Raw genomic sequence first — 23,597 nt, forward strand, 5'->3', positions numbered from 1 at the left:
GCTTTGCGATCACCCGTGCCTTCGTTCTGGGACGCGGGCTGAATGGGCATCCTCGTGACGATCTACTCGCAGCACCCGAACCGCGGCAAAGTGCAGATCCTCGCTACCCACCAAGCACCGGAAGGCGTGTCGTCGTCCACTGTGACCAGCGTCGAAACCGCGGAACTCGCCAATCCGATCGTGGACGCGCTCAACCGCGTCTCAGCCTGTGCGACGGTCCCCGTCAGCGTGTGGGACACCAGAAAAGACGGTGACTTCTCGACCGACCACTACCCAACCGCTCATCTCGATGCACTGGCGGCTGTGGAGGCCCGCGCAGGTCTGTTGAGCGGCACGCACAGTATTTGGTATGAGCGCGTGAAGCTGCTCCTCCACGAAGCACTCTGCGATCTGGACAACGCCCTGTCAGCCGTGCCGGCGCCAGTTCGAACGGCCGTCGCTGCCGAGCTCGCCACGGAGGCCCATGAACTCCGCGCGGCAGTGGCCGAGGGGTTTGGAGAGGTCGAGCCCACCAAGCATGAGCATCGACGGCTCGTTGAGTGGGGAAACCCGCTTGTCGCCATCGGAGGCCACGCGGACAAGCTGAACCGCGACTCTCGTGAACACATGAACACGCAGGAGCGCGGCCTCAGTTCACTTGAACGAGCCGAGGTCATCAAGGACATGCGGATGTTGCTTGACGCATATGCGCTCTGCGGCAGCAACGCCTACCTCTATGACGAGTTCACGATCGAGGACGACCCGCATGGGTTGGAGGAGATCCGCTACTACCTGACCGTCGAGGCGTCCTGGCCCGAAAGCACCTCGCCGGACGAAGACTGGGTCGTTGCGATCGGGCGGTGGGACATCAACCCCAACATTCCGGGGAACGAGGACGAAACCGCAACAGGTGAGACGGTTCTGACATGCGCAATCCCCCGGCCACAGGTGCCTGAGATCGTCGCGCTGTTCGACCTCAGCGGTGGCAATGCCGAACGAATCGCCGCGTGGGCCAAAACGCCTGTCGGACAACCGCTCCACGGCACGAACTTCGTCGTCACCCAGCGCCTAGACTGACCGTCCACGACTCGGCGGCGGTATCGATCGGTGGAATCCCCAACAGGCGTGCGTCACCGCGGCCGATCTGGTGTGCGCATCACCCGATCCCCCTGGAGGCACCATGACCACCATCGAACGTGACCCCGCCGTCGAGGCGTTGCTGCGCAGCACGCTCGCCGCGCACAAGTCGATGTTCCTCGCCACGGCCGGCTCGGACGGCCCGTGGGTGGGCGGCGTCTACTTCGCCGAGGACGGCCCGCACACGCTCGTGCTCGTCCTCGAAGAGCGCGGCAGAACGCTCAAGGCGATCAAGGAGAACCCGGAGGTCGCGCTGGTCGTGTCGACCGGGTCGCCGATGGAGCCGTTCCTGCAGGCGCGGGCCACGGCCGAGATCGTCGAGGGGGCCGAGGACGAGGCCGCGCGGCGGCTGCTCGTGACCAAGGTGCCCGAGGTGGGGCCGTTCCTCGCCACGCCGATTCGCACGATCAGGCTGACCGTGCCGCGGTGGCGCGTCACCGACATCGCCAACGGGTGGCTGCCCGGCAAGGACTTCAGCGCCTGACGACGCGCGCTGCTCCGGTTCCTGGCGCACACTGTGTGGCCGGGAACCGGAGGCCGTGCGATGACCTTGCCCCAGCTCAGCGCCGATCTGTTCCTCACCGACGGCGGCATCGAGACCACGCTCGTCTTCGACGACGGCGTCGACCTGCCCGACTTCGCCGCGTTCCCGCTGCTCGACGACCCCGACGGCCGGTCGCTGCTGACGCGCTACTTCGACCGGTACGCGGGCATCGCCGAGCGTGACGGCGTGGGCATCGTGCTCGAGACCGTCACGTGGCGGGCGAACCCGGACTGGGGCGCCAGAAGCGGGTACGACCTGGAGCGCCTGGCCGCGGTCGACCGGGCCGCTGTCGACCTGCTGCTCGACGTCCGGCGCCGGTTCGCCGCGACCGTCGTCATCAGCGGGTGCGTCGGACCGCGTCACGACGGCTACCACCCCGAGACGGTCATGAGCCGCGAGGAGGCCCGCGCCTACCACGCCCACCAGATCAGCGCCTTCGCCGACACCAACGCCGACCTGGTCAGCGCCCTCACCATGACCAACGTCCCGGAGGCCACCGGCATCACCGACGCCGCACGCGAGGCGGAAGTGCCCGTGGTCATCTCGTTCACGCTGGAGACCGACGGCAGGCTGCCCACCGGCGTACCGCTGGGCGCCGCGATCGAGGCGGTCGACCGCGACACCGGCGGTTATCCGGCCTACTACATGGTCAACTGCGTGCATCCCACGCACATCGCGCCGGCCCTGGACCCCGCCGCACCGTGGATCGGGCGGGTGCGCGGGATCAGGGCCAACGCGTCGAAGCTCAGCCACGCGGAGCTCGACGAGGCGGAGGTCCTCGACCGGGGCGATCCCGGGGAACTCGCGGCCGACTGCCGAAGTCTGAACAGCCGGTTCCCCCAGCTGACGGTGCTCGGTGGCTGTTGCGGCACCGACCACCGGCACATCGAGGCGATCAGCGCCGCGTTCAGTGGTTGAGGTCGGTCCTCAACGCCGCCGCCCCGCGCAGGTAGACGTGTTTGATCGAGGACCGCGGCAGGTCTGTTTCGACGTGCGCCAGCAGCCGGATCACGCGGGGCATGGCGCCGGGGACCGCGATCTCCGTGGCGGAGAGCAGCGGCACGTCCGAGAGGCCCGCCTGGCGTGCCGCGTAGGCGGGGAACTCGGATGTCAGGTCGGGTGTCGCGGTGAGGACGACGCTGATCAGGTCGTCGGTGGTGAGACTGTTGCCGGACAGGACCTCCCGCACCAGCTCGGCCGTCGCTTCCAGCAGCAGGTCGCGCGAGTCCGCGTCGATCTGCGTGGCTCCCCTGATCGCTCGTACCGCCATGCGATCGACATTAGCGCGATACCGCGTCGCACACCGCAGCGTCCTCAGTGGACATCAGTGGTCGACCACGATGTTGGGGTACCGCAGGGTGAGGCCGAGCAGGTTCACGACGTAGGCCGCCCACCCGCCGCCGAGCAGCACGAGCCGCCGCGGCCCGAGCAGCGTCGCCGTCTCGATCAGCACGTGCAGGCCGCTCGACCCGATGAACGTCAGGTCGCTGAAGTCGATCACCACGTCCCCCGCGGCATCCCCGAAGGCGCAGGCCAGGGCCAGTTCCGACCGCAGCAGATCGCTGGTGGTCAGATCGACCTCGCCGGTGAGCGTCACCACCGCGCCCCGGCGCCGCACCTCCAGCAAGCCTGATTCGGGATCCATCGTGGGTGCCTCACGGATCTGGAGACAGCAGGTCCCGCACCGCCGCGAGCACGCGGAGCGGGTGCGCCGGTTTCGGCAGGTAAGCATCGGCAAGATGCGTGGCCGGCTCGATCGCCGAAACGGCTACGACCGGCACTCCGAACGTCCGCGCGACGGCCGCGAACCTGGTCCCCTCGCCATGAGACGTCAGCAGGTCCACGATCGCCAGTGCGGGTGGGCTGTCCAACGCCGCCCCGGCCGCCCCGACCGTCGTCACGAGCGTCACGTCGTAGCCCTCGGCCTGCAGGAACGCGGCCAGCGACTGGCCGGAGAACCGGTCGCCGTCCACGAGCAGCACGCGCGGACGCCCCGGAGGCGCGGGCAGATCCGGGACGCCCGCACGCGACCAGACCCGCACGAGCGCTCGCACGACCGTGCCCGGCCAGGTCGGTTTACCGGGCCGCACCTGCACCTCGTCGGCGATGCCGAACAGCAGCCGCAGCCCGAGCGGACGGGCGGAGGTGCCGCCGCCGTGGTCGAACACGCCGTCGTCCTCGATGGTCAGCAACACCGCGTGATCCCGCGGCTCCCACGTCACCCCGACGATGGACGCACCCGCGCGTTGCACCGCGTTGTCCGCCGCCTCGGACACCGCCAGCAACACGTCACGCGCGTCGTCACCGTGCAGGCCTGACTCCCCGGCGAGACTGCGCACGAAGGCCCGGATCTCGGGCAACGAACCCGGGATCGCCGGAAACCACCGGGTCTGTGCGCTCATCACGCCGCGTACTCCGGAGCCGCCAGCAACGGCGTGATGAGTTCTCTCAGCGTGGTCGCTCTGCGTCTGCCCGCTTCCGCGTGCAACGGTTCGAGCTTCTTGCGCGTGCGTGCGGACATCATGTCGCCGGTCTGCGCCACGGCGAGCCCCGCGACGGCCGCCGCTTCGTCCGCATCGCCCTCCACGAGATGGTTGAGCGACAACGCGATGAGGGCGAACGTCCGGCTGCGAGCCATGTCGTCGCGATACCCGGTCACCGCCTGACGCAACGACGTGATCGCCGGCCGCGCGAAGCTCTCGTCGACCGTGCGCGCGAGAGCCGTGTAAACGGTGCCGGTGATGCCCGCGAGATCGTTCACGTCGAAGAAGGCCGCCCAGGGCGCGGCATCGTCCACATGCGCGCGTGTGAACTCGTCGTGCGCACGTCCCAGCAACGCCAGCGCGGGCACCCGCTGCCCCAGTTCGGCGTAGCACCACGCCTGGTTCGCGGCCAGGATCGCGTTCGTGTGATGACTGTTCGCGACAAGCCCGGCGAGCCGGAACATGCCGAGCGCTTCGGCGGGTCCACCGTGGTGCAGGTGGACCCGCCCCATCCGATAGCGGATGTTCGCCACCAGATCACCGTCCTGGGCGAAGTTCAGGGCGAGATGGAAGTGGCGATGCGCGGACCCACCGAGCCCGGCGTCGAAAGCGGTCCAGCCGGCGAGCGCGTGCAGTTCCGCGATGGCGCAACGGAACTCGCTGCGCACCACGGCACTGGCCGAGTGCGCGAACGCCTTGTCACACCACGACAACAGGGCCTGCACCTGAGTGCGGCAAGCCCCGCCTCCGTAGCGGTAGTCGACAGCACGCAACGCAGCCGTCATCGCCCTCAGGTGCTTGACGTGCACAAGCCCGATCTTGGATTGAGGGGGCGGCAACGAGGGTGACGGCTCGTAGCGCATATGCAGTTCTCCAGGGGCCTCGGGGTGACCGTGTTCCCGAAGTCTGTTCCCGGGTTTGTTCGTTCGACAGGGCCGAACGAACCCGCCTGACAGGGTCCTACGGTGTCAGGTCCGCGAGCAGCAGCCCGCTGCGCGGTTTCGGCGTGAAATAAGTGCTCTTGCGCGGCATTTTCGAACCCTCGAACACTTCTTTCAGCGGTACCGGTGCGATGAGCAGCACCGCTTCGGCCTCGGCCGACGGATCGGTGACCGGCCGCACGCACGGGCTCTCCGGATCCAGCCCGAGCGCCTCCCCCAGCAGCAACGACTCCACGACGGCGTGGTCGATCCCTTGCCCCGCAGGAAGTTCGACCCGCAGCACCTCGTCGGCGCAGCGCACCACGACCACGCCCGGTTCCGGGTCGACGACGTACGGCAACGACGACACCGTCAGCCCGACCCGTTCCCACGCCGTCACCAGATCGGACGCACCCAACCCGGTGCCGACGATCGCGCGGTGGATCGGCCCGACCCGCAACCCCGGCCCGGACGTGACGAGCGCGAGCAACCCGGACAGCCCGGCCGAACGCGCCGCGGCGACCCGGTGGTTGCCGTCCGCCACGAGCAACGGATGCGCGCCCGCCGCTTCGAGGAACGCGTCCTGTCGGGCGCCCGGCCCGACGAGCCACACCCAGTGCCTGCGCCCGCCGGAGTCCACAAGCGACACCGCCGGCTCGTCGTCGATCCCGAGCACCAAGGACGTCAGGCCGTCGTAGCCAGAAGAGTTCAACTCCGTGATCGGGATCAGCATGGCGGCGCTCGTGGCGATGCCGAGCGAGGCCAGCACCTGCCCGCGTTCGGCGACCACGTCCGGGTAGACGTCCTCGGTGTGCGCGATCGCGTCCGGGTCGACCAGGCACAGCAGCCCGCACGCCGTCCCGTCCGGTCCGTCCACCCGGTACGGCGCGACGACGTCGGCCACCTCGCGGTACGCCCGCCGGATCAACGCCGCGAGCTCGGCACGGGCGTGCGGCAGCGCGTCGAGCAGCCCGGTGCCCGCAGCCAGCGCGGCAGGCGTGCGATGGGGGTGCTGAACGGCCAGCAACGTGCCGTGCGGGGCTCTGGCGAGCGCTCCGATCACCTGACCGGGTTCGGCGAACTCGTCGACGTCCGGGCCGGGCACGCGGTCGCGCACCACCCACCCGCGTCGCACTGGGCGTACTGGCAGAGACATCCACGTATCATGATCCCTGTGAACGTAGAGATCACGCCCTTGCCGGGTATCGGGACGCGCCAGGACTTCATGATCCGCGCCGGACGCCGCGTCGGTGTGATCACCTACCGGGACGGCAGGTTCGAGCTGATCCTCTCCAAAGCGAGCGATCCCGACTCCTGCGCCGCCTCGATACCCCTCTCCCCGGAGGAGGCGAACACGCTCGCGGGCCTGCTCGGCGCGCCGCAGCTCGTCGCCCACCTGCGGGAGGAGCACCGCGACATCACGGGCGTCACGACCCGTCAGCTGCCGGTCACCGCGTTCGCGAACCACTCGCTCGGTGAGACCGCCCTGCGCACGAGGACCGGTGCGTCCATCGTGGCCGTCGTGCGCTCGGGCAACGTGCATCCGTCGCCCGGCCCCGACTTCATCTTCGAGAACGGTGACCTCGCTGTCGTCGTCGGCACCGCGGAGGGCCTCGACGCCGCCGCTGAGATCCTCCACGGCGGTTAAGCACAGTGCACGAGACAACTATGGCCATGATCCAGCTCGGCGCGGTGTTCTTCGGCCTCGGACTGCTAGGCCGCGTCGCCCGTCGGATCGGCATCTCGCCCATCCCGCTGTACCTGATCGGTGGTCTCGCGTTCGGCTCCGGCGGTTTCGTGCCGTTACACGGGATCGAGGAGTTCACGCACATCGCCAGCGAGATCGGCGTGGTGCTGCTGCTGTTGCTGCTGGGCCTCGAGTACTCGGCGTCCGAGCTCACGACCGGCCTGAAGAAGTCCTGGATGGCGGGCGTGCTGGACCTCGTCCTGAACGCCGCGCCGGGCGCGATCGCGGCGTTGCTGCTGGGCTGGGGCACGGTCGGCGCGCTGGCGATGGCGGGCGTCACCTACATCTCGTCGTCCGGCATCGTCGCGAAGGTGCTCGGCGACCTGGGCCGTCTCGGCAACCGCGAGACGCCGGTCGTGCTGTCGGTGCTGGTGTTCGAGGACCTGGCGATGGCGGTCTACCTGCCGGTGCTCACGGCGGTGCTGGCGGGGGTGAGCTTCGTCGGCGGGCTCACGTCGGTCGGCATCTCGTTGCTGGCGATCACCGTGGTTCTGGTGGTGGCGTTGAAGTACGGCCGGTTCATCTCGGCCATTGTGGACAGTCCGGACCACGAGGTGTTCCTGCTCAAGCTGCTCGGCTCGGCGTTGCTCGTCGCCGGCATCGCCTCGCAGCTGCAGGTGTCCGCCGCGGTCGGCGCGTTCCTGCTCGGCATCGCGATCTCCGGGTCGACCGCCGAGAACGCGACGCGTCTGCTGGAACCGCTGCGCGATCTGTTCGCCGCGATGTTCTTCGTCGTGTTCGGGCTGAACACCGACCCGAGGTCGATTCCACCTGTTCTTGGAATCGCCGTGGCGCTGGCCGCCGTCACCACCCTCACGAAGATCATCACCGGCTGGTGGGCGGCGCGCAGGCAGGGCATCGGCAAGATGGGCCGCATGCGCGCGGGCGTGGCGCTCGTGGCGCGCGGCGAGTTCTCCATCGTCATCGCCGGCCTGGCCGTCGCGTCTGGTCAGGTGGACGGCCGGCTCGCCGCGCTGGCCACCGCGTACGTGCTGCTGATGGCGATCCTGGGGCCCATCGCGGCCAAGTACGTTGAGCCAATCGGTGAATTCTTTCAGCGCAGACGGCAAATGGCCTGAAACAAGTGCCGCCGGATGACGACTCTCTAGTAGGGCTAGACGGAGAGTAGGGGCGAATCGTCATGACCGAACCCGCGGAAGTGGAGACCACCGGCCGGTTCCTGGTGCTGTTGCAGGAAGACGCCATCGAAGAGGGGATGGCCGAGCTCGGCGCGATCGCCGGGTTCGACCCGAACAGCGGCGATCTGGACCCGGAGGCCGTGCAGGTCTTCCCGGAACTCGGCGTCGCGGTCGTGTCCGCCGACCCGAACCTGCTGGCCGAGCTGAACGGCGCCGCCGAGCGCCCTGGCCCGGTGCAGATCGTCGAACCGGAGCGCGTCGTGCACGCGTTCGCCGCACCAGCCGAGGACGAACCAGAGGCCGCGGCCGACGAGTCCGTGACGACCTGGGGCCTGCAGGCGGTCGGCGCGGACGTCAGCACGGCCACCGGCAAGGGCGTCAAGATCGCCGTGCTGGACACCGGCTTCGAGCAGAACCACCCGGACTTCGCGGGCCGCGCCATCACCGTGAAGTCGTTCATCACCGGCGAGGACGTGCAGGACGGCCACGGCCACGGCACGCACTGCATCGGCACGTCGGCGGGCCCGCGCAAGCCCGCCACCCTGCCCGGCTACGGCGTCGCGTACGAGGCCGAGATCTTCGCCGGCAAGGTGCTGTCGAACGCGGGCTCCGGCTCCGACGGCGGCATCCTCGCGGGCATCGACTGGGCCGTCGCCAACGGCTGCGCGATCATCTCGATGTCCCTGGGCGCCGACGTCCCCGCCGGCACGCCGTACTCGCAGATCTACGAGACCGTGGCCCAGCGAGCCATGGCCAAGGGCACCCTGATCATCGCCGCCGCGGGCAACGCCTCCACGCGTCCGGTCCGCGTGGCACCGGTGGGTCACCCCGCCCGCTGCCCCTCCATCATCGCGGTGGCCGCGATCGACGTGAACCGCGCCATCGCGTCGTTCTCGTCCGGCTCGGTGGACAGGATCGGCCAGATCGACATCTGCGCCCCCGGCGTGGACGTCTACTCGTCGTTCAAGCTCCCCCAGAAGTACTCCCGCCTGCGCGGCACCTCCATGGCGACCCCGCACGTGGCAGGCGTGGCAGTCCTGATCGCCGAACGCACCGGCGCCCGCGGCTTCGAACTCTGGGCCCGCCTGGCCGGCACCGCTCTGCGCCTCCCCCTGTCCTCCACCGACATCGGCACCGGGCTCGTCCAGGCGCCATGACAGGTTCGGTGGACCAGGTGATGGTCTCCGTGACCGAAGGCAGCCTCCCGCGCGTCCTGAACGACCTGCGGGAGGCAGGCCTGGTCGTGGACACGGTCCTGGAGGCCCTGGGCGTGGTGACCGGCACAGTGGAGGTCCGGGCCATCCCGACCTTGCTTTCCGTGCCCGGCGTCCTGGACGTCGAACGGCAGTGGCGCGTGCAGCTCCCGCCGTACTGACTAGGCTCTGCGTCGACCCCATTCACGCGTGATCGAACATGTGTTCTAGGATTGTGCGCGGGGTCACGTCGTTGCGCAGAGAGGAAACCTGATCGTGTCGGACACGCTCACCGAGGTGCAGGCAGTCGAGGAGACCGTCGTGGAGGCAACTCCGGCGTCGGCCCCCGAGGCCGAGGCAACGAAGCCCGCAGAGGCTCCGAAGCAGGCTCCGGCCGCCGAGGCGCCCAAGGCCGAAAAGCCGAAGCCGGCCGCCCGCGCCAAGAGCACGGCGAAGAAGACCCGCACCGTGGAGCTCACGCTCACGGTGACCGGTACCGCCGAAGGCGAGTGGCAGGCAGACCTGGTCCACGGCACGCAACGCGTCGTGTCGGGCCTCGTCATCCCGGCCATCGCCGTGGCCAAGGCGGCCAAGGAGCTGCACGAGGACATCGCGGAAGGCATCGAGTCCGTGCTGGAGGCGGCGCGCGACCAGCACCGCACCCGCATGGAGGAGCTGGAAGCCGAGCTGGCCAAGGTGAAGGCCCAGCTGGCAGAGCTTTCCGAGTAGCACCAGCACCACCCGAAAGGGGCGGCCCGCACAGCGGACCGCCCCTTTCGCATGCCCGACGGCGAAGCCGAGGCGTCTTTAACGCTTGAAACGCGAGGTTCCGGTGGGGGCGGTCCCGCTGCACCTGCGCAACGTGCCGCCACCCAACGCGACAGGCGTGCCATCAACCCGCTGACGGCGCGGGACCGGCCCTTGATCAGATTGGCGGGGTCCGGGGCGGAGCCTCGACGTCACCGAGACGGATCAAGCACCAACTTCCCAGCAGTCCGACGAGACCGCAGGTCCTCGTGCGCCTGCCGAATCTCCCCCATCCCGTACTCCCCACCGGGAACAGCCTTCAACTTCCCATCCACCACAAGCCCGAACAACTCAGCCATGGCCCGATGCGCAATCGTCCCGTGCTCCGCATCCCGAACCCTCAAAGCGTGCGGCAGCCACATACCCGCAACGGTCGTGGAGTGCACCAGCAACGCCCCGAGGTCAACCGGCTTCGGCCTTTCCCGCGAGGCCATCCCATAAAACGCAAGCCGCCCAAACGGAGCCAACGCCACCAACGACTGATCAGTGGTAGCCCCTCCAGTCATGTCCAGCACGACATCGACCCGCCGTCCACCGTTGGCCTCGATCAACGCCGCAGTCATGTCCGACGCACGCGAGTCGATCGCGACATCAGCCCCGAGATCCAACGCCAGCTTCCGCTTGTCATCAGAAGAAGCGGTAGCGATGACCCGCCCAGCCCCCCACAACTTGGCCAGCTGAACGGCGATCGTCCCCACACCACCAGCGGCGGCGTGCACCACAACGGACTCACCAGGCTCCTGATGAGTGGACTTGCGCAGCAACAACCAAGCCGTGGCCCCCTGCACCACCAACGACAGCGCGGTCAGGTCGTCAACGCCGTCCGGCACCTCGAACGTCGTCAACGCGGGCGCGACAGCCTTCTCCGCATACCCACCGGAGTTCTTCGTCAGCGCCACCACACGACGACCATCAGCGGTGGTGCCGACGACCTCGCCGCCGGGAACGAGCGGCAACTCCATCTTCGCCAGGTAGGAGTTCTCCGCCTGGTGCGTGTCCGCGTAGTTGAGGCCTGCCCGCGAAACGTTGATCAGCACCTCGCCCTCGCCCGCCACGGGGTCAGGCAGCTCCACCTGCTGGAGCACCTCGGGTCCACCGAACTCGGTGATCTGGATGGCACGCACGTCAGCTCTCCTTGAGCGCGATGGAAATGGGGTCCTTCTTGGCCGCGTCGATGCGCGAGCCGTCGGCCGCGCGCGGCCCGGGCGGGTTCCGGAAGCCGAACGGCTCAGAGGCGCGTCCGGACTGCACGAACCACGCCTCGCCCGTGCCCGAACCCTCCACAATGGACATGAACGTGTCCACCACGGCGGACACCGGCAGGATCGGCATGCCGATGTCCTCCAGCGTCGACCGCAGCGGCGTGATGATGTTGGTGTCCGCGAACGCGGGACACAGCGCGTTCACCCGGACATCCGAGCAGGCCCCTGCCAATGACCGGACCAGGCCGACGACGGCGGCCTTGTTGGCGCCGTAGACGGGGTCGCCGGGCATCGGCATGAGGCCGGCCATCGAGGCCGTGGCGATGATCTGGCCGCCGGAAGCCCGCAACGCGGGCAGTGCGGCGTGCGCGCCGTAGACAACGCCATCGAGGTTGATGGCCATCGCACGACGGTAGGTCTCCACGTCGAAGTCGTCGCCCAACGAGCACCCGGTGCCGATGCCGGCGTTCAGGAAGGCGATGTCCAGCCCGCCGAACTCGCGCACGGCCAGTGCGACCGCGTCGGCGGAGTCCGAAGGCTGGGTCACGTCGCAGCGCACGAACACGCCACCGACCTCTTCGGCCACGACTTTGCCCTGGTCAGCGTCTACGTCCGCGACCACGACACGTACGCCCAGCGAAGCCAGGCGCCGGGCGGACGCGGCACCGATGCCGTTCGATCCGCCGGTGATGAGCGCGACCTTGCCGGTGAGTTCCACGGGCACCTGCCTCCTTGCGGTAACACCATCTGGGGCAACTTCTAGGCAACATTCCGACCAGTCGGTATGGTCGTCCGCGCAGCGCTGGACGTCAAGCGGACTGATAGGTACGTTACTAAGCGCTTGCTTAGCTCACCATCCCCCATCGAAGGAGGACCCGTGGCCGACAGGGTTGCCATCGTCACCGGCGCGGCACGTGGCATCGGTGCCGCGGTCGCGCAGCGTCTCGCCGCGGACGGCCTGGCCGTCGCGTTGCTCGACCTCGACGAGCAGGGCGTGCTCGACGGCGCGGACAAGATCGTCGCGAGCGGTGGGCGCGCCATCGGCCTCAAGGTCGACGTCGCCGACGAGGAGCAGGTCAACGCCGCGGTCGAGAAGGTCGCCGAGCAGCTCGGCGCGCCGACCGTGCTGATCAACAACGCCGGCGTGCTGCGCGACAACCTGCTGTTCAAGATGTCCGCCGCGGACTGGGACACGGTCATGAACGTGCACCTGCGCGGTGCGTTCCTGATGAGCAAGGCGGTGCAGGCGCACCAGACGAAGGAAGGCTTCGGCCGGATCGTCAACCTCAGCTCCACGTCCGCGCTCGGCAACCGCGGCCAGGCCAACTACTCCGCCGCCAAGGCCGGTCTGCAGGGCTTCACCAAGACCCTCGCGATCGAGCTCGGCAAGTTCGGCGTCACGGTCAACGCGATCGCGCCCGGCTTCATCGCCACCGAGATGACCAAGGCGACCGCCGAGCGCATGAAGATCCCGTTCGAGGACTTCCTCACCGGTGCGGCGCAGGCGATCCCGGTCGCGCGCGTCGGCCAGCCGGAGGACATCGCGCACACCGCGTCGTTCCTCGTCAGCGAGGGTGCCGGGTTCGTGTCCGGCCAGGTCATCTACGTCGCCGGCGGACCGAAGGACTGAGGACCATGCGCACTTTCGAGAACATCGACGAGCTGGTCGCCGCGAAGGGCGAGCACCTCGGGTTCGGCGAGTGGCACGAGGTCACGCAGGAGCAGGTCAACCTGTTCGCCGACGCGACGCTGGACCACCAGTGGATCCACATCGACGTCGAAAAAGCGAAGAAGGGCCCGTTCGGCGGTCCGGTGGCGCACGGCTACCTGACGTTGTCGCTGGTGCCGTTCCTGGTGCGGGACGTCTACACCGTCAAGAACATCAAGATGGGCGTGAACTACGGCAGCAACAAGGTCCGCTTCCCGCAGCCGGTGCTCGTCGGCGCCAGGGTGCGCGCGGGCGTCGAGCTGCTGGACATCACGGACATCTCGCTGGGCAAGCAGCTGGTGACCAAGGTCGTCGTCGAGATCGAGGGCAACGACAAGCCCGCGTGCGTCGCCGAGATCGTCAGCGTGATCGTTCCCTAGTGGAGCAGGCCCGAGTGGATCAGGTTTTGAGGCTGTGGATCAGCAGGTCCGCGTAGTGCTCCGCCAGCCGCCCGGCCGGGATCTCCCCGTCCGGGCGGTACCACGTGCCCAGCTGGTGCAGCGACCCGAAGAAGTAGTACGTGGCGACGTCGGCCGGCACGTCGGCGCGGAAGGTCCCGTCCTGCTGGCCCTCCTCGACCAGGCCGCGGAACATCTCGTGGTAGCGCCGCCGTTCCGCGCGCACCTCCCGCTGCTTCTCGGCCGAGAGGTGGTTCATCGAGCGGAAGAACACCTTGGCGGCGTCGAAGTCGTCGATGCTCGTGACGATCACGTCGATGGCCGCCTCGCGCAGCCGCGTGGTGACCGGCCCGTCCGCCGAGGCGATCTTCTCCAGGTGCTCGGTCTGCAAGCGCAGCAACCGCCCGTAGATCTCGTGCAGCAGGTCGTCCTTCGACCCGAAGTAGTGGTACATCGCGCCTTTGGTGACACCGGCGCGCTCCACGATCTCCTGCACGGCGACCCGCTCGTACCCCTTGTCCGCGAACAGGCGGGTGGCGGCGTCGATCAGTCTTTCAGGCACGGTCACGACCGGAGCGTACCTCCCGACCAAGGAGAATCCAGGCAATGATCAGTCGCTGGACCGTGGTCGTCGACCGCGACGACCTCACCAAAACCGATGTGCTGCACGACGAACTGCCGGGGCTGCCAGAGCTGGACGACTGCGAGGTGCTGCTCCGCGTGGACCGCGTCGGCCTCACCGCCAACAACGTCACCTACGGCGTGATCGGCGACGTCATCGGCTACTGGCGCTTCTTCCCCACCACCGCCGAGGGCCGCGGCGTCATCCCGCTGTGGGGCTTCGCCGACGTGGTCGAGTCCACTGTGGACGCTTTGCCCGCCGGCACCCGCGTCTACGGCTACCTGCCGATGTCCAGCCACCTCGTGGTGCGGCCGAAGCTGACCTCGTCCGGCTTCGTCGACGCCGCCGAGCACCGCACCGACCTGCCGTCCGTCTACAACAGCTACCTGATCACCACCAGCGACCCCGCGTACGACCCGCGGCTGGAAGACCTGCAGGTGCTGTACCGGCCGCTGTTCATGACGTCGTTCCTGCTGGCCGACCAACTGGTGGACAACGACTGCTACGGCGCCAGGACCGTCGTGATCTCCTCCGCCTCCAGCAAGACCGCCTTCGGCACCGCGCAATGCCTGCGGGACAAGGGCGTGCGGCTGGTCGGCCTGACCTCGCCGCGCAACGTGGAATTCACGAAGAGCCTGGGCCTCTACGACACCGTGCTCCCCTACGACGCCGCCGTGGACGTCGAACCGACCGTGTACCTGGACTTCAGCGGCTCGGCGGACGTGCGCTCGGCCCTGCACGACCGCCTCGGCGAGGCGCTGGTGAAGGACATCTCGATCGGCCTCACCCACCAGGCGGCCTCGCAGGACGCGCGCTCGCAGTTCTTCTTCGCACCCGACCAGCTCCGCAAGCGCACCGCCGACTGGGGCTCCGCCGGGCTCGCTGAGCGCTTCGGCGAGGCGTGGCGGGGCTTCACCGCCCAGGCGGGCGACTGGGTCGGCATCGCCCGGCACAGCGGCCCGGACGAGCTGATCGACGTGTGGCAGGCCGTGCTGCGGGGCAGGGCGAACCCGGACACGGCCGACGTGATCACTTTCTGATCAGGTCGGCGAACAGGCCCGCGATGTTGTAGGCGTCGTCGTGGCCGCGGTGGTGCGTGCCGTCGATCTTCTTCCCGGCGAGCCGCACCGCCTCGGCCATGCCGACCTCGCGCGGCAACGCGTGCACCAGCGCGAACAACGTCTTGACGTTGACGTGCCGCGGCCCGAACGGATAGCCCACGCCGAGGTCCTTGCACTGCCGCTCGAACATCTTGCGGTCGTAGTCGCCGTAGGAAGCCCACACCCGGCGGTCCGACCGGAACTCCTTGCGCAGCACCGCGCACGCCTCGGCGAACGAGACACCGCCGACGACATCGGCCGCCGTCAGCGTGGTCAGCTGAGTGCAGAACGGACTCACGGACGACCGCGTGGGCCGCACCAGCACACTGCGCCGCTCGCCCCGGACCCCGGAGCTCACCTCGACCGGGCAGATCCCGATCTCGATGATCTCCGACACCTCACCGGGCGGCGGCGATCCTTCCCAACACGTCGACTCCACGTCGACGACCAGCACGTGGTCCAGCGAAATCACGTGCTGATCGTCCCGGACGTGTCCAACGACTAAATCCGCATGATCAGACGATGATCGCGCCACCGTCGACGACGAGCGTCTCGCCGGTCACGTACCCACCGGCGGGCGAGGCCAGGAAGACGACGGCCGCGGCCAGCTCCTCCGGGTCGCCGATGCGCCCGGCGGGCAATGCGGCCCGCATCTTCTCCAGATAGCCGGGCGGGTACTGGTCGGTCATCTCCGACTCGAAGAACCCAGGGCAGATCGCGTTGACGCGGATGCCCTTGCGCCCGGTCCACTGCTGCGCCAGATCCCGCGTCAGACCCAGCAGACCGGCCTTCGACGCCGAGTACGCGGCCTGCGGGATACCGCCGGTGACCAGCCCCAGCACGCTGGAGATGTTGATGATCGAGCCACCGGACTTCATGACCGCGGCAGCGGCCTGAGCCATCCAGTACGCGCCGTTGAGGTTCACGTCCATGACGCCGAGGAACTCCTCCGGCGTCTCCCGCGACGCCGGCACCGCCGACGCCACACCGGCGTTGTTCACCAGCACCGACACGACACCGAACTCGGCGGCGGCACGCGCCACCTCACGGCAGTCGTCGGGCTGCGAGACATCGGCCTGCACGACCAGCGCACGACGTCCGGCGGCCTCGACCAGCGCGGCCGTCTCCTTCAGCTTGTCCGCACGACGAGCGGCCAGCACGACATCAGCGCCCGCCTCTGCGAGACCCTTCGCGAACGCCACACCCAGGCCGGACGAGGCCCCGGTGACGATCGCGACCTTCCCGTCGAGCCTGAACTTGTCGAGGATGCCCACTACGAAAGCCTTTCCAGGATGATCGCCATGCCCTGACCGCCGCCGACGCACATCGTCTCGAGGCCGAACTGCGCGTCACGGGCCTGCATGCCGTTGATCAACGTCGTCATGATCCGCGCACCGGTCGAGCCGAACGGGTGGCCCAGCGCGATCGCACCACCGTGCACGTTGACCCGGTCGATGTCGATGCCCAGCGCACGCTGGCTGCCGAGCACCTGGACCGCGAACGCCTCGTTGATCTCCACCAGGTCGATGTCCGAAATGGACAGACCGGCGTGACCCAGCGCCTGACGTGTCGCGTCCACGGGCCCAAGACCCATGATCTCCGGCGACAGCCCGGAAACGCCAGTGGAAACGATGCGCGCCAACGGAGTCAGCCCGAGCTCCCGCGCCCGCACGTCGCTCATGATCACGACAGCGGCAGCGCCGTCGTTCAGCGGGCAGCAGTTGCCGGCCGTGATCGTGCCCTCGGGCCGGAACGACGGCTTCAGGGCGGAAACAGCCTCGTACGTGACGCCGGCACGGGGACCGTCGTCAGCCGACACGACGGTTCCGTCAGCCAGCACGACGGGAGTGATCTCGCGGGCGAAGAACCCGTCCGCGATCGCCTTCTCCGCGAGGTTGTGCGACCGCACGCCGAACTCGTCCTGGTCGTGCCGCGAGATGCCCATCTGCGTGGCGACGTTCTCGGCCGTCTGCCCCATCGCGATGTAGTAGTCCGGCAGCTTGCCGTCCAGCCGCGGGTCGGTCCACGGCGCGTTGGACGCGGCCGTGTCCTGAGTCCGTTGCTGGGCCTCGTCGAACAACGGGTTGAACGACGGCGCACCGGAGTGCATGTAGCGGGAAACGCACTCGACACCGGCCGAGATGAACGCGTGCCCCTCCCCCGCCTTGATCGCGTGGAAGGCCATCCGCGCGGTCTGGACGGAAGACGCGCAGAACCGGTTCACGGTCGTGCCGGGCAGGTTGTCGTAACCCAGCTGCACGGCGACGCGGCGCGCGATGTTCTGGCCGTGCTCGTCCTGCGGCTCGGCACATCCGAGGTGCAGGTCGGTGATCTCGGACGCCGGAACGTCCTTCAACGCGGCGGAGATCACCTGCGCGGCCAGGTCGTCCGGCCGCAAGGACACTAGAGAACCCTTGCGCGCACGGCCGATCGGCGAGCGGGCGGTCGAGACGATGACTGCTTCAGCCACAAAACACCCCTTACAGGCCCAGGTCGCGGCCGATGAGTTCCTTCATGATCTCGTTGGAGCCGGCCCAGATCTTCGTGACCCTGGCGTCCATCCAGGCGCGGGCGACGCGGTACTCGGTCATGTAGCCGTAGCCGCCGTGCAGCTGCACGCAGGCGTCGATGACCTCGTTCTCGACGTCGGCGCTCCAGTACTTCGCCTGCGCCGCCTCGACCGCGGTCAGCTCGCCGTTGACGTGCTGCATGGTCAGGTTGTCGATGAACGCCTGCGAGACGTCCAGCTTGGTGCGCAGTTCGGCGAGCAGGAACTTGTTGTGCTGGAACTTGCCGATCGCCTGACCGAAGGCCTTGCGCTCCTTGACGTACTCCAGCGTCTCGTCGAAGACGCCCTGCGCGTGCGCCAGGTTCGAGATGGCGCCGCCGATCCGCTCCTGCGGCAGGCGTTCCATCATGTAGATGAAGCCCTGGCCCTCCTCGCCGATCATGTGCTCGGCGGAGAGCCGCACGTCGGAGAAGAACAGCTCCGCGGTGTCGGACGGGTGCTGGCCGACCTTGTCGAGCTTGCGGCCGCGCTCGAAGCCGGGCATGCCGGTCTCGACGGCGAACAGCGTGATGCCGCGGGCGCCCTTCGAGGGGTCGGTGCGCGCCGCCACGACGATCATGTCGGCGGTGTAGCCGTTGGTGATGAACGTCTTGGAGCCGTTGAGGATCCAGTCGTCACCGGCACGCACGGCGTTGGTCTTCAGCGCGGCGAGATCGGAGCCACCGGAGGGCTCGGTCATCGCGATGCCGGTCTTGATCTCACCGGTGCACATGCCGGGCAGCCAGCGCTGCTTCTGCTCCTCGGTGCACAGGTCGACGAGGTAGGGCGCCACGACGTCGCCGTGGATGCCCAGCGACGACGCGACCGCGGCGTTGACCCGGCACAGCTCTTCGGCGAACACCGTGTTGAACCGGTAGTCGTTCGCGCCGCTGCCGCCGTACTCCTCGGGGATCTCGAGGCCCAGCAGGCCCTGACGACCGGCCTCCAGCCAGACGTCGCGGTCGATCACCCGCTCCTCGATGAACTTCTCGACGTTCGGCGTGATCGTGCGCTCGACGAACGCTTTCGCCGACTCCCGGAACGCGGCGTGATCCTCGTTGAACAGCGTCCGCTGCACGACTTACCTCCATACTAAGCGGTTGCTTAGCGCTAAGCGCCCGCTTAGCGTGCAGTACGATCCATCACCTGTCAACACGCGAGGAGCGGCACCATGACGACGACCGGACTGGACGAGTTCGCGCTGCTCGACGAGATGTGGCGCACCGTCACCCCGGACGCCGCCCGCCGCATGCTCATCGCCGCCGTGCACGCGTTCGCAGGCAAGGGATACCACGCCACGACGACGCGGGACATCGCCTCTCTGGCCGGAATGTCACCGGCGGCCGTGTACATCCACTACCGGTCCAAAGAGGAGCTCCTCTTCAACATCTCGCTCGTCGGTCACCAGACCTCGCTCACGCTGTTGTCCGGCATCGAGGGCAGCGACGCGACGGACCGGCTGAGGAACGCGGTGGCGGGGTTCGCGGGATGGCACGCGGAGTTCCACACGACGGCGCGGGTGGTGCAGTACGAGCTCGGCGCGCTCTCGGCGGAACACCACGCGGAGGTGGCGGAGCTGCGCAGGCAGATCGAGCAGCGGATGCGGTCCTACATCGCGGACGGCGTCGCGGAGGGCGTGTTCGACGTGCCGGACCTGAAGGGCGCGACCCTCGCCGTGCTGTCGCTGTGCATCGACGTCGCGCGCTGGTACCGGCCGGACGGGAAGCGCACCCCGGACGAGATCGGCGCGTTGTACGCCGACCTCGTCCTGAGGATGGTGCGACCCGCCGGCTAACGGACCGACTTGCGGCCGTACATCCCCGCCACGAGCGAAACACCGACCGCCGCGACGATGATCTGCACGATCACCTCGATCCAGTCGATGCCCGGCGTGTCCTGCACGCCGAGCAGCCTGGCGATCCACGACCCGATGAACGCCGCCGCGATGCCGACCAGCAAGGTCAGCCAGATCGGGATGGCCTGCTTGCCAGGTGCGAACAACTTGCCGAGCAAGCCCAGGATCAGACCGATGATGAGTGCGCCGACAATGCTCTCGATGGTCACGGACGCCTCCTCCCGCTACACCCCGATGCGCTCGGGGATCTCACGGAAAATCATCCCGGCACTCGGCAAGATCCGCAGCTCGAGATCGCCGAGTGGTACGCCCGTGTGCCGATGACTACCAGCGGCTGCCGGAGACCTGGCTCATCCACTGGTTGATCGTCGCGGTCCAGTCGGTGCCGGCGGCCTGCTGGTGCGACACGGCGAAACGGCCGTAGGCGTCGCCACCCGCGCGCAGCAGACCCGCGCGCTTGTCGGCCTCCAGGATCACGTGCAGCTCGCCCGGCGTCGTCACGAAGGTCAGCTCTACCTGCTTGACGCGGCCCGCGAACTGCGGCGGCGGGTAGAACTCGATCTCCTGGTAGAACGGCAGCTGCTGCGGTACGCCGTGGATGCGGCCGCGCTCGTTGTCCGCCTTGGTGAAGCGGAAGCCCATCTGCCCGAACGCCTGGAGCACGGCGTCCTGCGACGGCAGCGGGTGCACCCAGATCGGGTCGAGGTCACCGGGGTCGACGGCGCCGCGGACCTCGAGCTCGGTGCGCAGGCCGAGCTGCATGCCGGCGAGCTGCTGCCCGCCCACGACGTTGAGCGGGCACTCGAACGGCACCGGGATCTGGAACGGCAGCGAGAGGTTCTGGTGCGGCTGCGCCATGATCCGCTGTCCCACGGAGAACTTGTGGAACTCCATGTTGGTGTTGTACTCGTTGTCGCCGCTCTCGACCTCGACGCGGGTGAGCAGCGCCAGCGTGACGTGGTCGATCTCGGCGGGGTGGTCGCCACCGGCGATGCGCACCTCACCGGACAGCACCTCGCCCGGCCTGACGTTCGGGTTCGTCAGCACCGTGTCGACAGTCGGCCCGCCCACGCCGAACGCGCGCATCATCCTCTTGAACACCACTGCGGCCTCCTGAAGCCCTTCGCATGTTTGCGGGGAAGTCTGCCAACTGAATCGCCCGAATGCGGCGAAGCGTTCCGTTGACGCCTCAACCCCACGATCGGTTCCGTATGGACTTCCGTTCACTCCAGATGGCAACATGCGACCGCCGTCACATACTAAGCGGTCGCTCAGGAGGTTCGCCGTGCTGCTCGTCGCCAACCGGGGTGAGGTGGCTGTCCGCGTCCTGCGCGCTGCGGCTGACCTGGGAATTCGCACCGTGGCGGTGTACGCGGAGGACGACGCTTCCGCCCTGCACGTGACGCTCGCGGACCGTGCCGTCGCACTGCGCGGAGACTCGCCCTACCTGGACATTCCGCAGCTCCTGGACGCCGCCGAGGGGTGCCAGGCCGTGCATCCGGGGTGGGGATTCCTGTCCGAGAACGCCTCGTTCGCACGGGCGTGTTCGGAGCGCGGGCTCGCGTTCGTCGGACCTTCCGCTGACGTTCTGGAACTGCTCGGTGACAAGCGGCGAGCACGGGAGTTGGCGGCGTCGCTGGGGATCCCGGTGCTGGACGCACGGCCGGGCGAGTTCCCCGTGATGGTGAAGGCGGTCTCCGGTGGTGGCGGCAAGGGCATGCGGGCGGTGTACGCGCCAGAGGACCTCGACAGCGCCGTCGAGGCGTGCCGGGCGGAGGCGCTGGCGGCGTTCGGCGCAGGCGACGTCTACTTCGAACGACTGATGCCCTCCGCCCGGCACATCGAGGTGCAGCTGGTCGGGACCTCGGTGATCGGCGACCGCGACTGCTCGCTGCAACTGCGGCACCAGAAGGTCGTGGAGATCGCTCCCGCACCTTTGCTGGAACCGTTGATGCGCAAGGCTCTGCACGAGGCGGCCGCCGCCATCGCCTCCGCCGTCGGCTACACCGGCGTCGGCACGGTGGAGTTCCTGGTGTCCGGCGACTCGTTCGCGTTCCTGGAGGTCAACCCGCGGCTTCAGGTCGAGCACACCGTGACCGAGATGGTGTCCGGTGTGGACCTCGTGCGCACTCAACTGCTGCTCGCGTGGGGCGGCGACGTGGACTACACGCCCGTTGACCGCGGTGCGGCCGTGCAGGTGCGCCTGAACCAGACCTCTGGCGGCACGCTGTCGGCCTTCGGGCTGCCCTCGGGGCCTGGTGTTCGCGTCGACACGCACGGGTACGTCGGCTATCGGGTCGGGACGCGGTACGACGGGTTGCTCGCGAAGCTCGTGGTGCACGGCGAGGACCTGGACGTCGCGCTGAACCGGGCGCGGCGGGCGTTGGGCGAGTTCCGGGTCGAGGGTGTCTCGACGAACCTGGAATTCCTTCGGACGTTGCTGACCAGGGACATCGTGGGTGCGACGACGGATTTCGTGGTCGAGGAGCCCTCCGAGGGCATGCGGGCGCCTCTGGCGGGCACGGTGGTCGCGGTGTCCGCGGACTCCGTGGTGCTGGAAGCGATGAAGATGCAGCACGTCGTCCGGGTGTCCGGGGAGGTGCTGGTGTCCGTCGGTGACACGGTCGCCGAGGGCCAGGTACTCGCTTCCGGAGTTGGCGAGTCCACTGAGGAGGCTGTTCGGGTGGATCCGGGGCACGTTCGCCCGGACCTGGCGGAAGTGCTGACGCGACACGACTTCTCCCGGCCCGACGCCGCCGCGAAGAGGCACGCCCTGGGTGGCCGGACCGCACGGGAGAACATCGCGGATCTGTGCTCCGAGTTCGTCGAGTACGGCGGCCTCGCGATCGCCGCCCAGCGTCAGCGCCGGTCTCTCGAAGAGCTGATCGAACGCACGCCCGCCGACGGCATGGTGGCCGGCATCGGCGTCGTGAACGGCCAACGGATCGTGGCGATGTCCTACGACTACGCCGTGCTCGCCGGCACACAGGGCATGCGCAACCACCAGAAGAAGGACAGGTTGTTCGCCCTGGCACAGCAGGAGAACCTGCCGGTGGTGCTGTTCGCCGAAGGTGGCGGCGGACGGCCCGGCGACACCGACCACAGCATGGTCAGCGGCCTCGACTGCGGCTCGTTCCACGCGTTCGCGCGGCTCAGCGGCCAGGTGCCGCTGGTGGGCGTCGTGGCGGGACGCTGCTTCGCGGGCAACGCGGTGCTGCTCGGCACGTGCGACGTGATCATCGCCGTCGAGGGCGCGAACATCGGCATGGGCGGCCCGGCGATGATCGAGGGCGGCGGGCTGGGCGTGTTCCGGCCCGAGGACATCGGCCCGATGGACGTGCAGGTGCCCAACGGCGTGGTGGACATCGCGGTGGCATCGGAGGAGGAAGCCGTCGAGGTCGCCAAGAAGTACCTCGCCTACTTCCAAGGGCCTGCGGAGGAGTGGTCGTGCGCGGACCAACGCCTCCTCCGCCACGCCATCCCCGAAAACCGCCTCCGCGCCTACGACATCCGAGCCCTCATCACCACCCTCGCCGACACCGACTCGGTCCTCGAACTCCGCGGCGGCTTCGGCAAGGCCGTCGTCACCGCCCTCATCCGCGTCGAGGGCCGCCCCATCGCCCTGATCGCCAACGACCCCACCGTCCTTGGCGGCGCGATCGACGCCGACGCCGCCGACAAGTGCGCCCGCTTCCTCCAGCTCGCGGACGCGTTCGACATCCCGATCGTCTCCCTGTGCGACACCCCGGGCTTCATGGTCGGCCCCGACGCCGAACGCACCGCCACCGTCCGCCACCTGACCCGCATGGTCGTGACGGGCGCCAACATCACCGTCCCGTTCGGACTCGTCGTGCTCCGCAAGGCGTACGGCCTGGGCGCCCAGGCGATGGCGGCGGGCAGCCTCAAAGTCCCGCAGTTCGCCATCTCCTGGCCCACCGGCGAGTTCGGCCCGATGGGCCTGGAAGGCGCCGTCAAGCTCGGGTTCAAGCGCGAGCTCGACGCCATCGAAGACCCGGACGAGCGCAAGCAGCGCTACGACCAGATGGTCGCGATGGCCTACGAGCACGGCAAAGCCCTGAACGTCGCCTCGGTCTTCGAGATCGACGACGTGATCGACCCGGCCGACACCCGCCGTTGGATCGCCACGGCGCTGGCCCCTGCAACTTCCCGCCCCCAAGGGAAGAAACGCCCGTTCATCGACACGTGGTGAGGAGA

27 protein-coding genes are annotated in these 23,597 nt (G+C 68.6%); 13 read left to right on the forward strand and 14 right to left on the reverse strand.

Annotated elements, in window-relative coordinates:
• Positions 1 to 42 precede the first annotated feature (42 nt).
• The 3 genes from SK803_RS16155 to SK803_RS16165 all read left to right on the forward strand — a co-directional run bounded on the left by SK803_RS16155 (position 43) and on the right by SK803_RS16165 (position 2,578).
• Complete coding sequence (locus SK803_RS16155) at positions 43 to 1,056, forward strand: hypothetical protein (protein ID WP_319966813.1); 1,014 nt, start codon at positions 43 to 45, stop codon at positions 1,054 to 1,056.
• A gap of 103 nt (positions 1,057 to 1,159) precedes the next feature.
• Positions 1,160 to 1,600: a pyridoxamine 5'-phosphate oxidase family protein gene (locus SK803_RS16160; RefSeq protein ID WP_319966814.1), complete on the forward strand. Its 441-nt coding sequence runs from the start codon at positions 1,160 to 1,162 to the stop codon at positions 1,598 to 1,600.
• A gap of 60 nt (positions 1,601 to 1,660) precedes the next feature.
• Complete coding sequence (locus tag SK803_RS16165; protein ID WP_319966815.1) at positions 1,661 to 2,578, forward strand: homocysteine S-methyltransferase family protein; 918 nt, start codon at positions 1,661 to 1,663, stop codon at positions 2,576 to 2,578.
• Here the strand turns inward: SK803_RS16165 and aroH are convergent.
• From aroH to SK803_RS16190, 5 genes are all read right to left on the reverse strand, one after another.
• Entirely contained in the window at positions 2,568 to 2,930 is a 363-nt protein-coding gene (aroH, locus tag SK803_RS16170; protein ID WP_319966816.1) for a chorismate mutase, read from the reverse strand. The two genes, SK803_RS16165 and aroH, sit on opposite strands and share 11 nt — an antisense overlap.
• A 54-nt stretch (positions 2,931 to 2,984) precedes the next feature.
• Positions 2,985 to 3,305 carry an STAS domain-containing protein gene (locus SK803_RS16175; protein ID WP_319966817.1) on the reverse strand — a complete coding sequence of 107 codons (321 nt, stop codon included), beginning with the start codon at positions 3,303 to 3,305 and terminating at the stop codon, positions 2,985 to 2,987.
• 10 nt (positions 3,306 to 3,315) lie between these two features.
• Entirely contained in the window at positions 3,316 to 4,062 is a 747-nt protein-coding gene (locus SK803_RS16180) for an ATP-binding protein (RefSeq protein WP_319966818.1), read from the reverse strand.
• A complete protein-coding gene (locus SK803_RS16185) occupies positions 4,062 to 4,952 on the reverse strand; it encodes a hypothetical protein (protein WP_319966819.1) in 891 nt (296 codons plus the stop codon). Before SK803_RS16185 ends, SK803_RS16180 begins: the two co-directional genes overlap by 1 nt.
• 151 nt (positions 4,953 to 5,103) lie before the next feature.
• Positions 5,104 to 6,219 carry a DUF1015 family protein gene (locus SK803_RS16190; RefSeq protein WP_319966820.1) on the reverse strand — a complete coding sequence of 372 codons (1,116 nt, stop codon included), beginning with the start codon at positions 6,217 to 6,219 and terminating at the stop codon, positions 5,104 to 5,106.
• Positions 6,220 to 6,237: 18 nt separating this feature from the next.
• Between SK803_RS16190 and SK803_RS16195 the strand changes: the two genes are divergently transcribed.
• The 5 genes from SK803_RS16195 (at position 6,238) to SK803_RS16215 (ending at position 9,871) form a co-directional block, all read left to right on the forward strand.
• Entirely contained in the window at positions 6,238 to 6,711 is a 474-nt protein-coding gene (locus SK803_RS16195; RefSeq protein ID WP_319966821.1) for a cation:proton antiporter regulatory subunit, read from the forward strand.
• Between the two features lie 20 nt (positions 6,712 to 6,731).
• Positions 6,732 to 7,889 carry a cation:proton antiporter gene (locus SK803_RS16200; RefSeq protein ID WP_406601541.1) on the forward strand — a complete coding sequence of 386 codons (1,158 nt, stop codon included), beginning with the start codon at positions 6,732 to 6,734 and terminating at the stop codon, positions 7,887 to 7,889.
• Between the two features lie 62 nt (positions 7,890 to 7,951).
• Positions 7,952 to 9,106, forward strand: coding sequence for a S8 family serine peptidase (locus SK803_RS16205; RefSeq protein WP_319966823.1), 1,155 nt, complete (start codon positions 7,952 to 7,954; stop codon positions 9,104 to 9,106).
• Complete coding sequence (locus tag SK803_RS16210) at positions 9,103 to 9,324, forward strand: hypothetical protein (RefSeq protein WP_319966824.1); 222 nt, start codon at positions 9,103 to 9,105, stop codon at positions 9,322 to 9,324. The genes SK803_RS16205 and SK803_RS16210 overlap by 4 nt, the downstream gene beginning before the upstream one ends.
• Before the next feature lie 94 nt (positions 9,325 to 9,418).
• Positions 9,419 to 9,871: a DUF6319 family protein gene (locus SK803_RS16215; RefSeq protein ID WP_319966825.1), complete on the forward strand. Its 453-nt coding sequence runs from the start codon at positions 9,419 to 9,421 to the stop codon at positions 9,869 to 9,871.
• A gap of 230 nt (positions 9,872 to 10,101) precedes the next feature.
• On the opposite strand, the gene SK803_RS16220 is transcribed toward SK803_RS16215, so the two are convergent.
• Both SK803_RS16220 and SK803_RS16225 read right to left on the reverse strand, forming a co-directional pair.
• Positions 10,102 to 11,073, reverse strand: a complete 972-nt coding sequence (locus tag SK803_RS16220) for a quinone oxidoreductase family protein (RefSeq protein ID WP_319966826.1) — start codon at positions 11,071 to 11,073, stop codon at positions 10,102 to 10,104.
• Position 11,074: 1 nt separating this feature from the next.
• Positions 11,075 to 11,875: an SDR family NAD(P)-dependent oxidoreductase gene (locus SK803_RS16225; protein ID WP_319966827.1), complete on the reverse strand. Its 801-nt coding sequence runs from the start codon at positions 11,873 to 11,875 to the stop codon at positions 11,075 to 11,077.
• 153 nt (positions 11,876 to 12,028) lie between these two features.
• Here SK803_RS16225 and SK803_RS16230 point away from each other — a divergent pair, with 153 nt between their 5' ends.
• Entirely contained in the window at positions 12,029 to 12,781 is a 753-nt protein-coding gene (locus tag SK803_RS16230; protein WP_319966828.1) for an SDR family oxidoreductase, read from the forward strand.
• Between the two features lie 5 nt (positions 12,782 to 12,786).
• Positions 12,787 to 13,239: a MaoC family dehydratase gene (locus SK803_RS16235; protein WP_319966829.1), complete on the forward strand. Its 453-nt coding sequence runs from the start codon at positions 12,787 to 12,789 to the stop codon at positions 13,237 to 13,239.
• Between the two features lie 19 nt (positions 13,240 to 13,258).
• On the opposite strand, the gene SK803_RS16240 is transcribed toward SK803_RS16235, so the two are convergent.
• Positions 13,259 to 13,825 (reverse strand): TetR/AcrR family transcriptional regulator, encoded by a 567-nt coding sequence (locus SK803_RS16240; protein ID WP_319966830.1) that lies wholly within the window; start codon positions 13,823 to 13,825, stop codon positions 13,259 to 13,261.
• A gap of 38 nt (positions 13,826 to 13,863) precedes the next feature.
• On the opposite strand from SK803_RS16240, the gene SK803_RS16245 reads away from it, so the two are divergent.
• On the forward strand, positions 13,864 to 14,919 hold the full coding sequence (locus SK803_RS16245; RefSeq protein ID WP_319966831.1) for a DUF2855 family protein: 1,056 nt from the start codon (positions 13,864 to 13,866) through the stop codon (positions 14,917 to 14,919).
• Here the strand turns inward: SK803_RS16245 and SK803_RS16250 are convergent.
• Genes SK803_RS16250 through SK803_RS16265 form a run of 4 tightly spaced genes read right to left on the reverse strand, consistent with a single transcriptional unit; the run spans position 14,909 to position 18,605 of the window.
• Positions 14,909 to 15,451 carry a 3'-5' exonuclease gene (locus SK803_RS16250; RefSeq protein ID WP_319966832.1) on the reverse strand — a complete coding sequence of 181 codons (543 nt, stop codon included), beginning with the start codon at positions 15,449 to 15,451 and terminating at the stop codon, positions 14,909 to 14,911. The genes SK803_RS16245 and SK803_RS16250 overlap by 11 nt on opposite strands.
• A gap of 43 nt (positions 15,452 to 15,494) precedes the next feature.
• Entirely contained in the window at positions 15,495 to 16,253 is a 759-nt protein-coding gene (locus SK803_RS16255; protein ID WP_319966833.1) for an SDR family NAD(P)-dependent oxidoreductase, read from the reverse strand.
• A complete protein-coding gene (locus SK803_RS16260; protein ID WP_319966834.1) occupies positions 16,253 to 17,449 on the reverse strand; it encodes an acetyl-CoA C-acetyltransferase in 1,197 nt (398 codons plus the stop codon). Before SK803_RS16260 ends, SK803_RS16255 begins: the two co-directional genes overlap by 1 nt.
• A 10-nt stretch (positions 17,450 to 17,459) precedes the next feature.
• Positions 17,460 to 18,605: an acyl-CoA dehydrogenase family protein gene (locus SK803_RS16265; RefSeq protein WP_319966835.1), complete on the reverse strand. Its 1,146-nt coding sequence runs from the start codon at positions 18,603 to 18,605 to the stop codon at positions 17,460 to 17,462.
• Between the two features lie 93 nt (positions 18,606 to 18,698).
• Here SK803_RS16265 and SK803_RS16270 point away from each other — a divergent pair, with 93 nt between their 5' ends.
• The gene (locus SK803_RS16270) at positions 18,699 to 19,322 is read left to right on the forward strand and encodes a TetR/AcrR family transcriptional regulator (RefSeq protein WP_319966836.1); all 624 of its coding nucleotides are present in this window, start codon (positions 18,699 to 18,701) and stop codon (positions 19,320 to 19,322) included.
• Here SK803_RS16270 and SK803_RS16275 read toward each other — a convergent pair.
• Positions 19,319 to 19,591 carry a GlsB/YeaQ/YmgE family stress response membrane protein gene (locus tag SK803_RS16275; RefSeq protein WP_319966837.1) on the reverse strand — a complete coding sequence of 91 codons (273 nt, stop codon included), beginning with the start codon at positions 19,589 to 19,591 and terminating at the stop codon, positions 19,319 to 19,321. The two genes, SK803_RS16270 and SK803_RS16275, sit on opposite strands and share 4 nt — an antisense overlap.
• A gap of 115 nt (positions 19,592 to 19,706) precedes the next feature.
• Positions 19,707 to 20,486 (reverse strand): sporulation protein, encoded by a 780-nt coding sequence (locus tag SK803_RS16280; RefSeq protein WP_319966838.1) that lies wholly within the window; start codon positions 20,484 to 20,486, stop codon positions 19,707 to 19,709.
• Between the two features lie 181 nt (positions 20,487 to 20,667).
• Here SK803_RS16280 and SK803_RS16285 point away from each other — a divergent pair, with 181 nt between their 5' ends.
• Entirely contained in the window at positions 20,668 to 23,592 is a 2,925-nt protein-coding gene (locus SK803_RS16285) for a carboxyl transferase domain-containing protein (protein WP_319966839.1), read from the forward strand.
• The last annotated feature ends 5 nt before the right edge of the window (positions 23,593 to 23,597 follow it).

The sequence above is a fragment of the Lentzea miocenica genome, assembly GCF_033949945.1.
Lineage (GTDB): Bacteria > Actinomycetota > Actinomycetes > Mycobacteriales > Pseudonocardiaceae > Lentzea > Lentzea miocenica.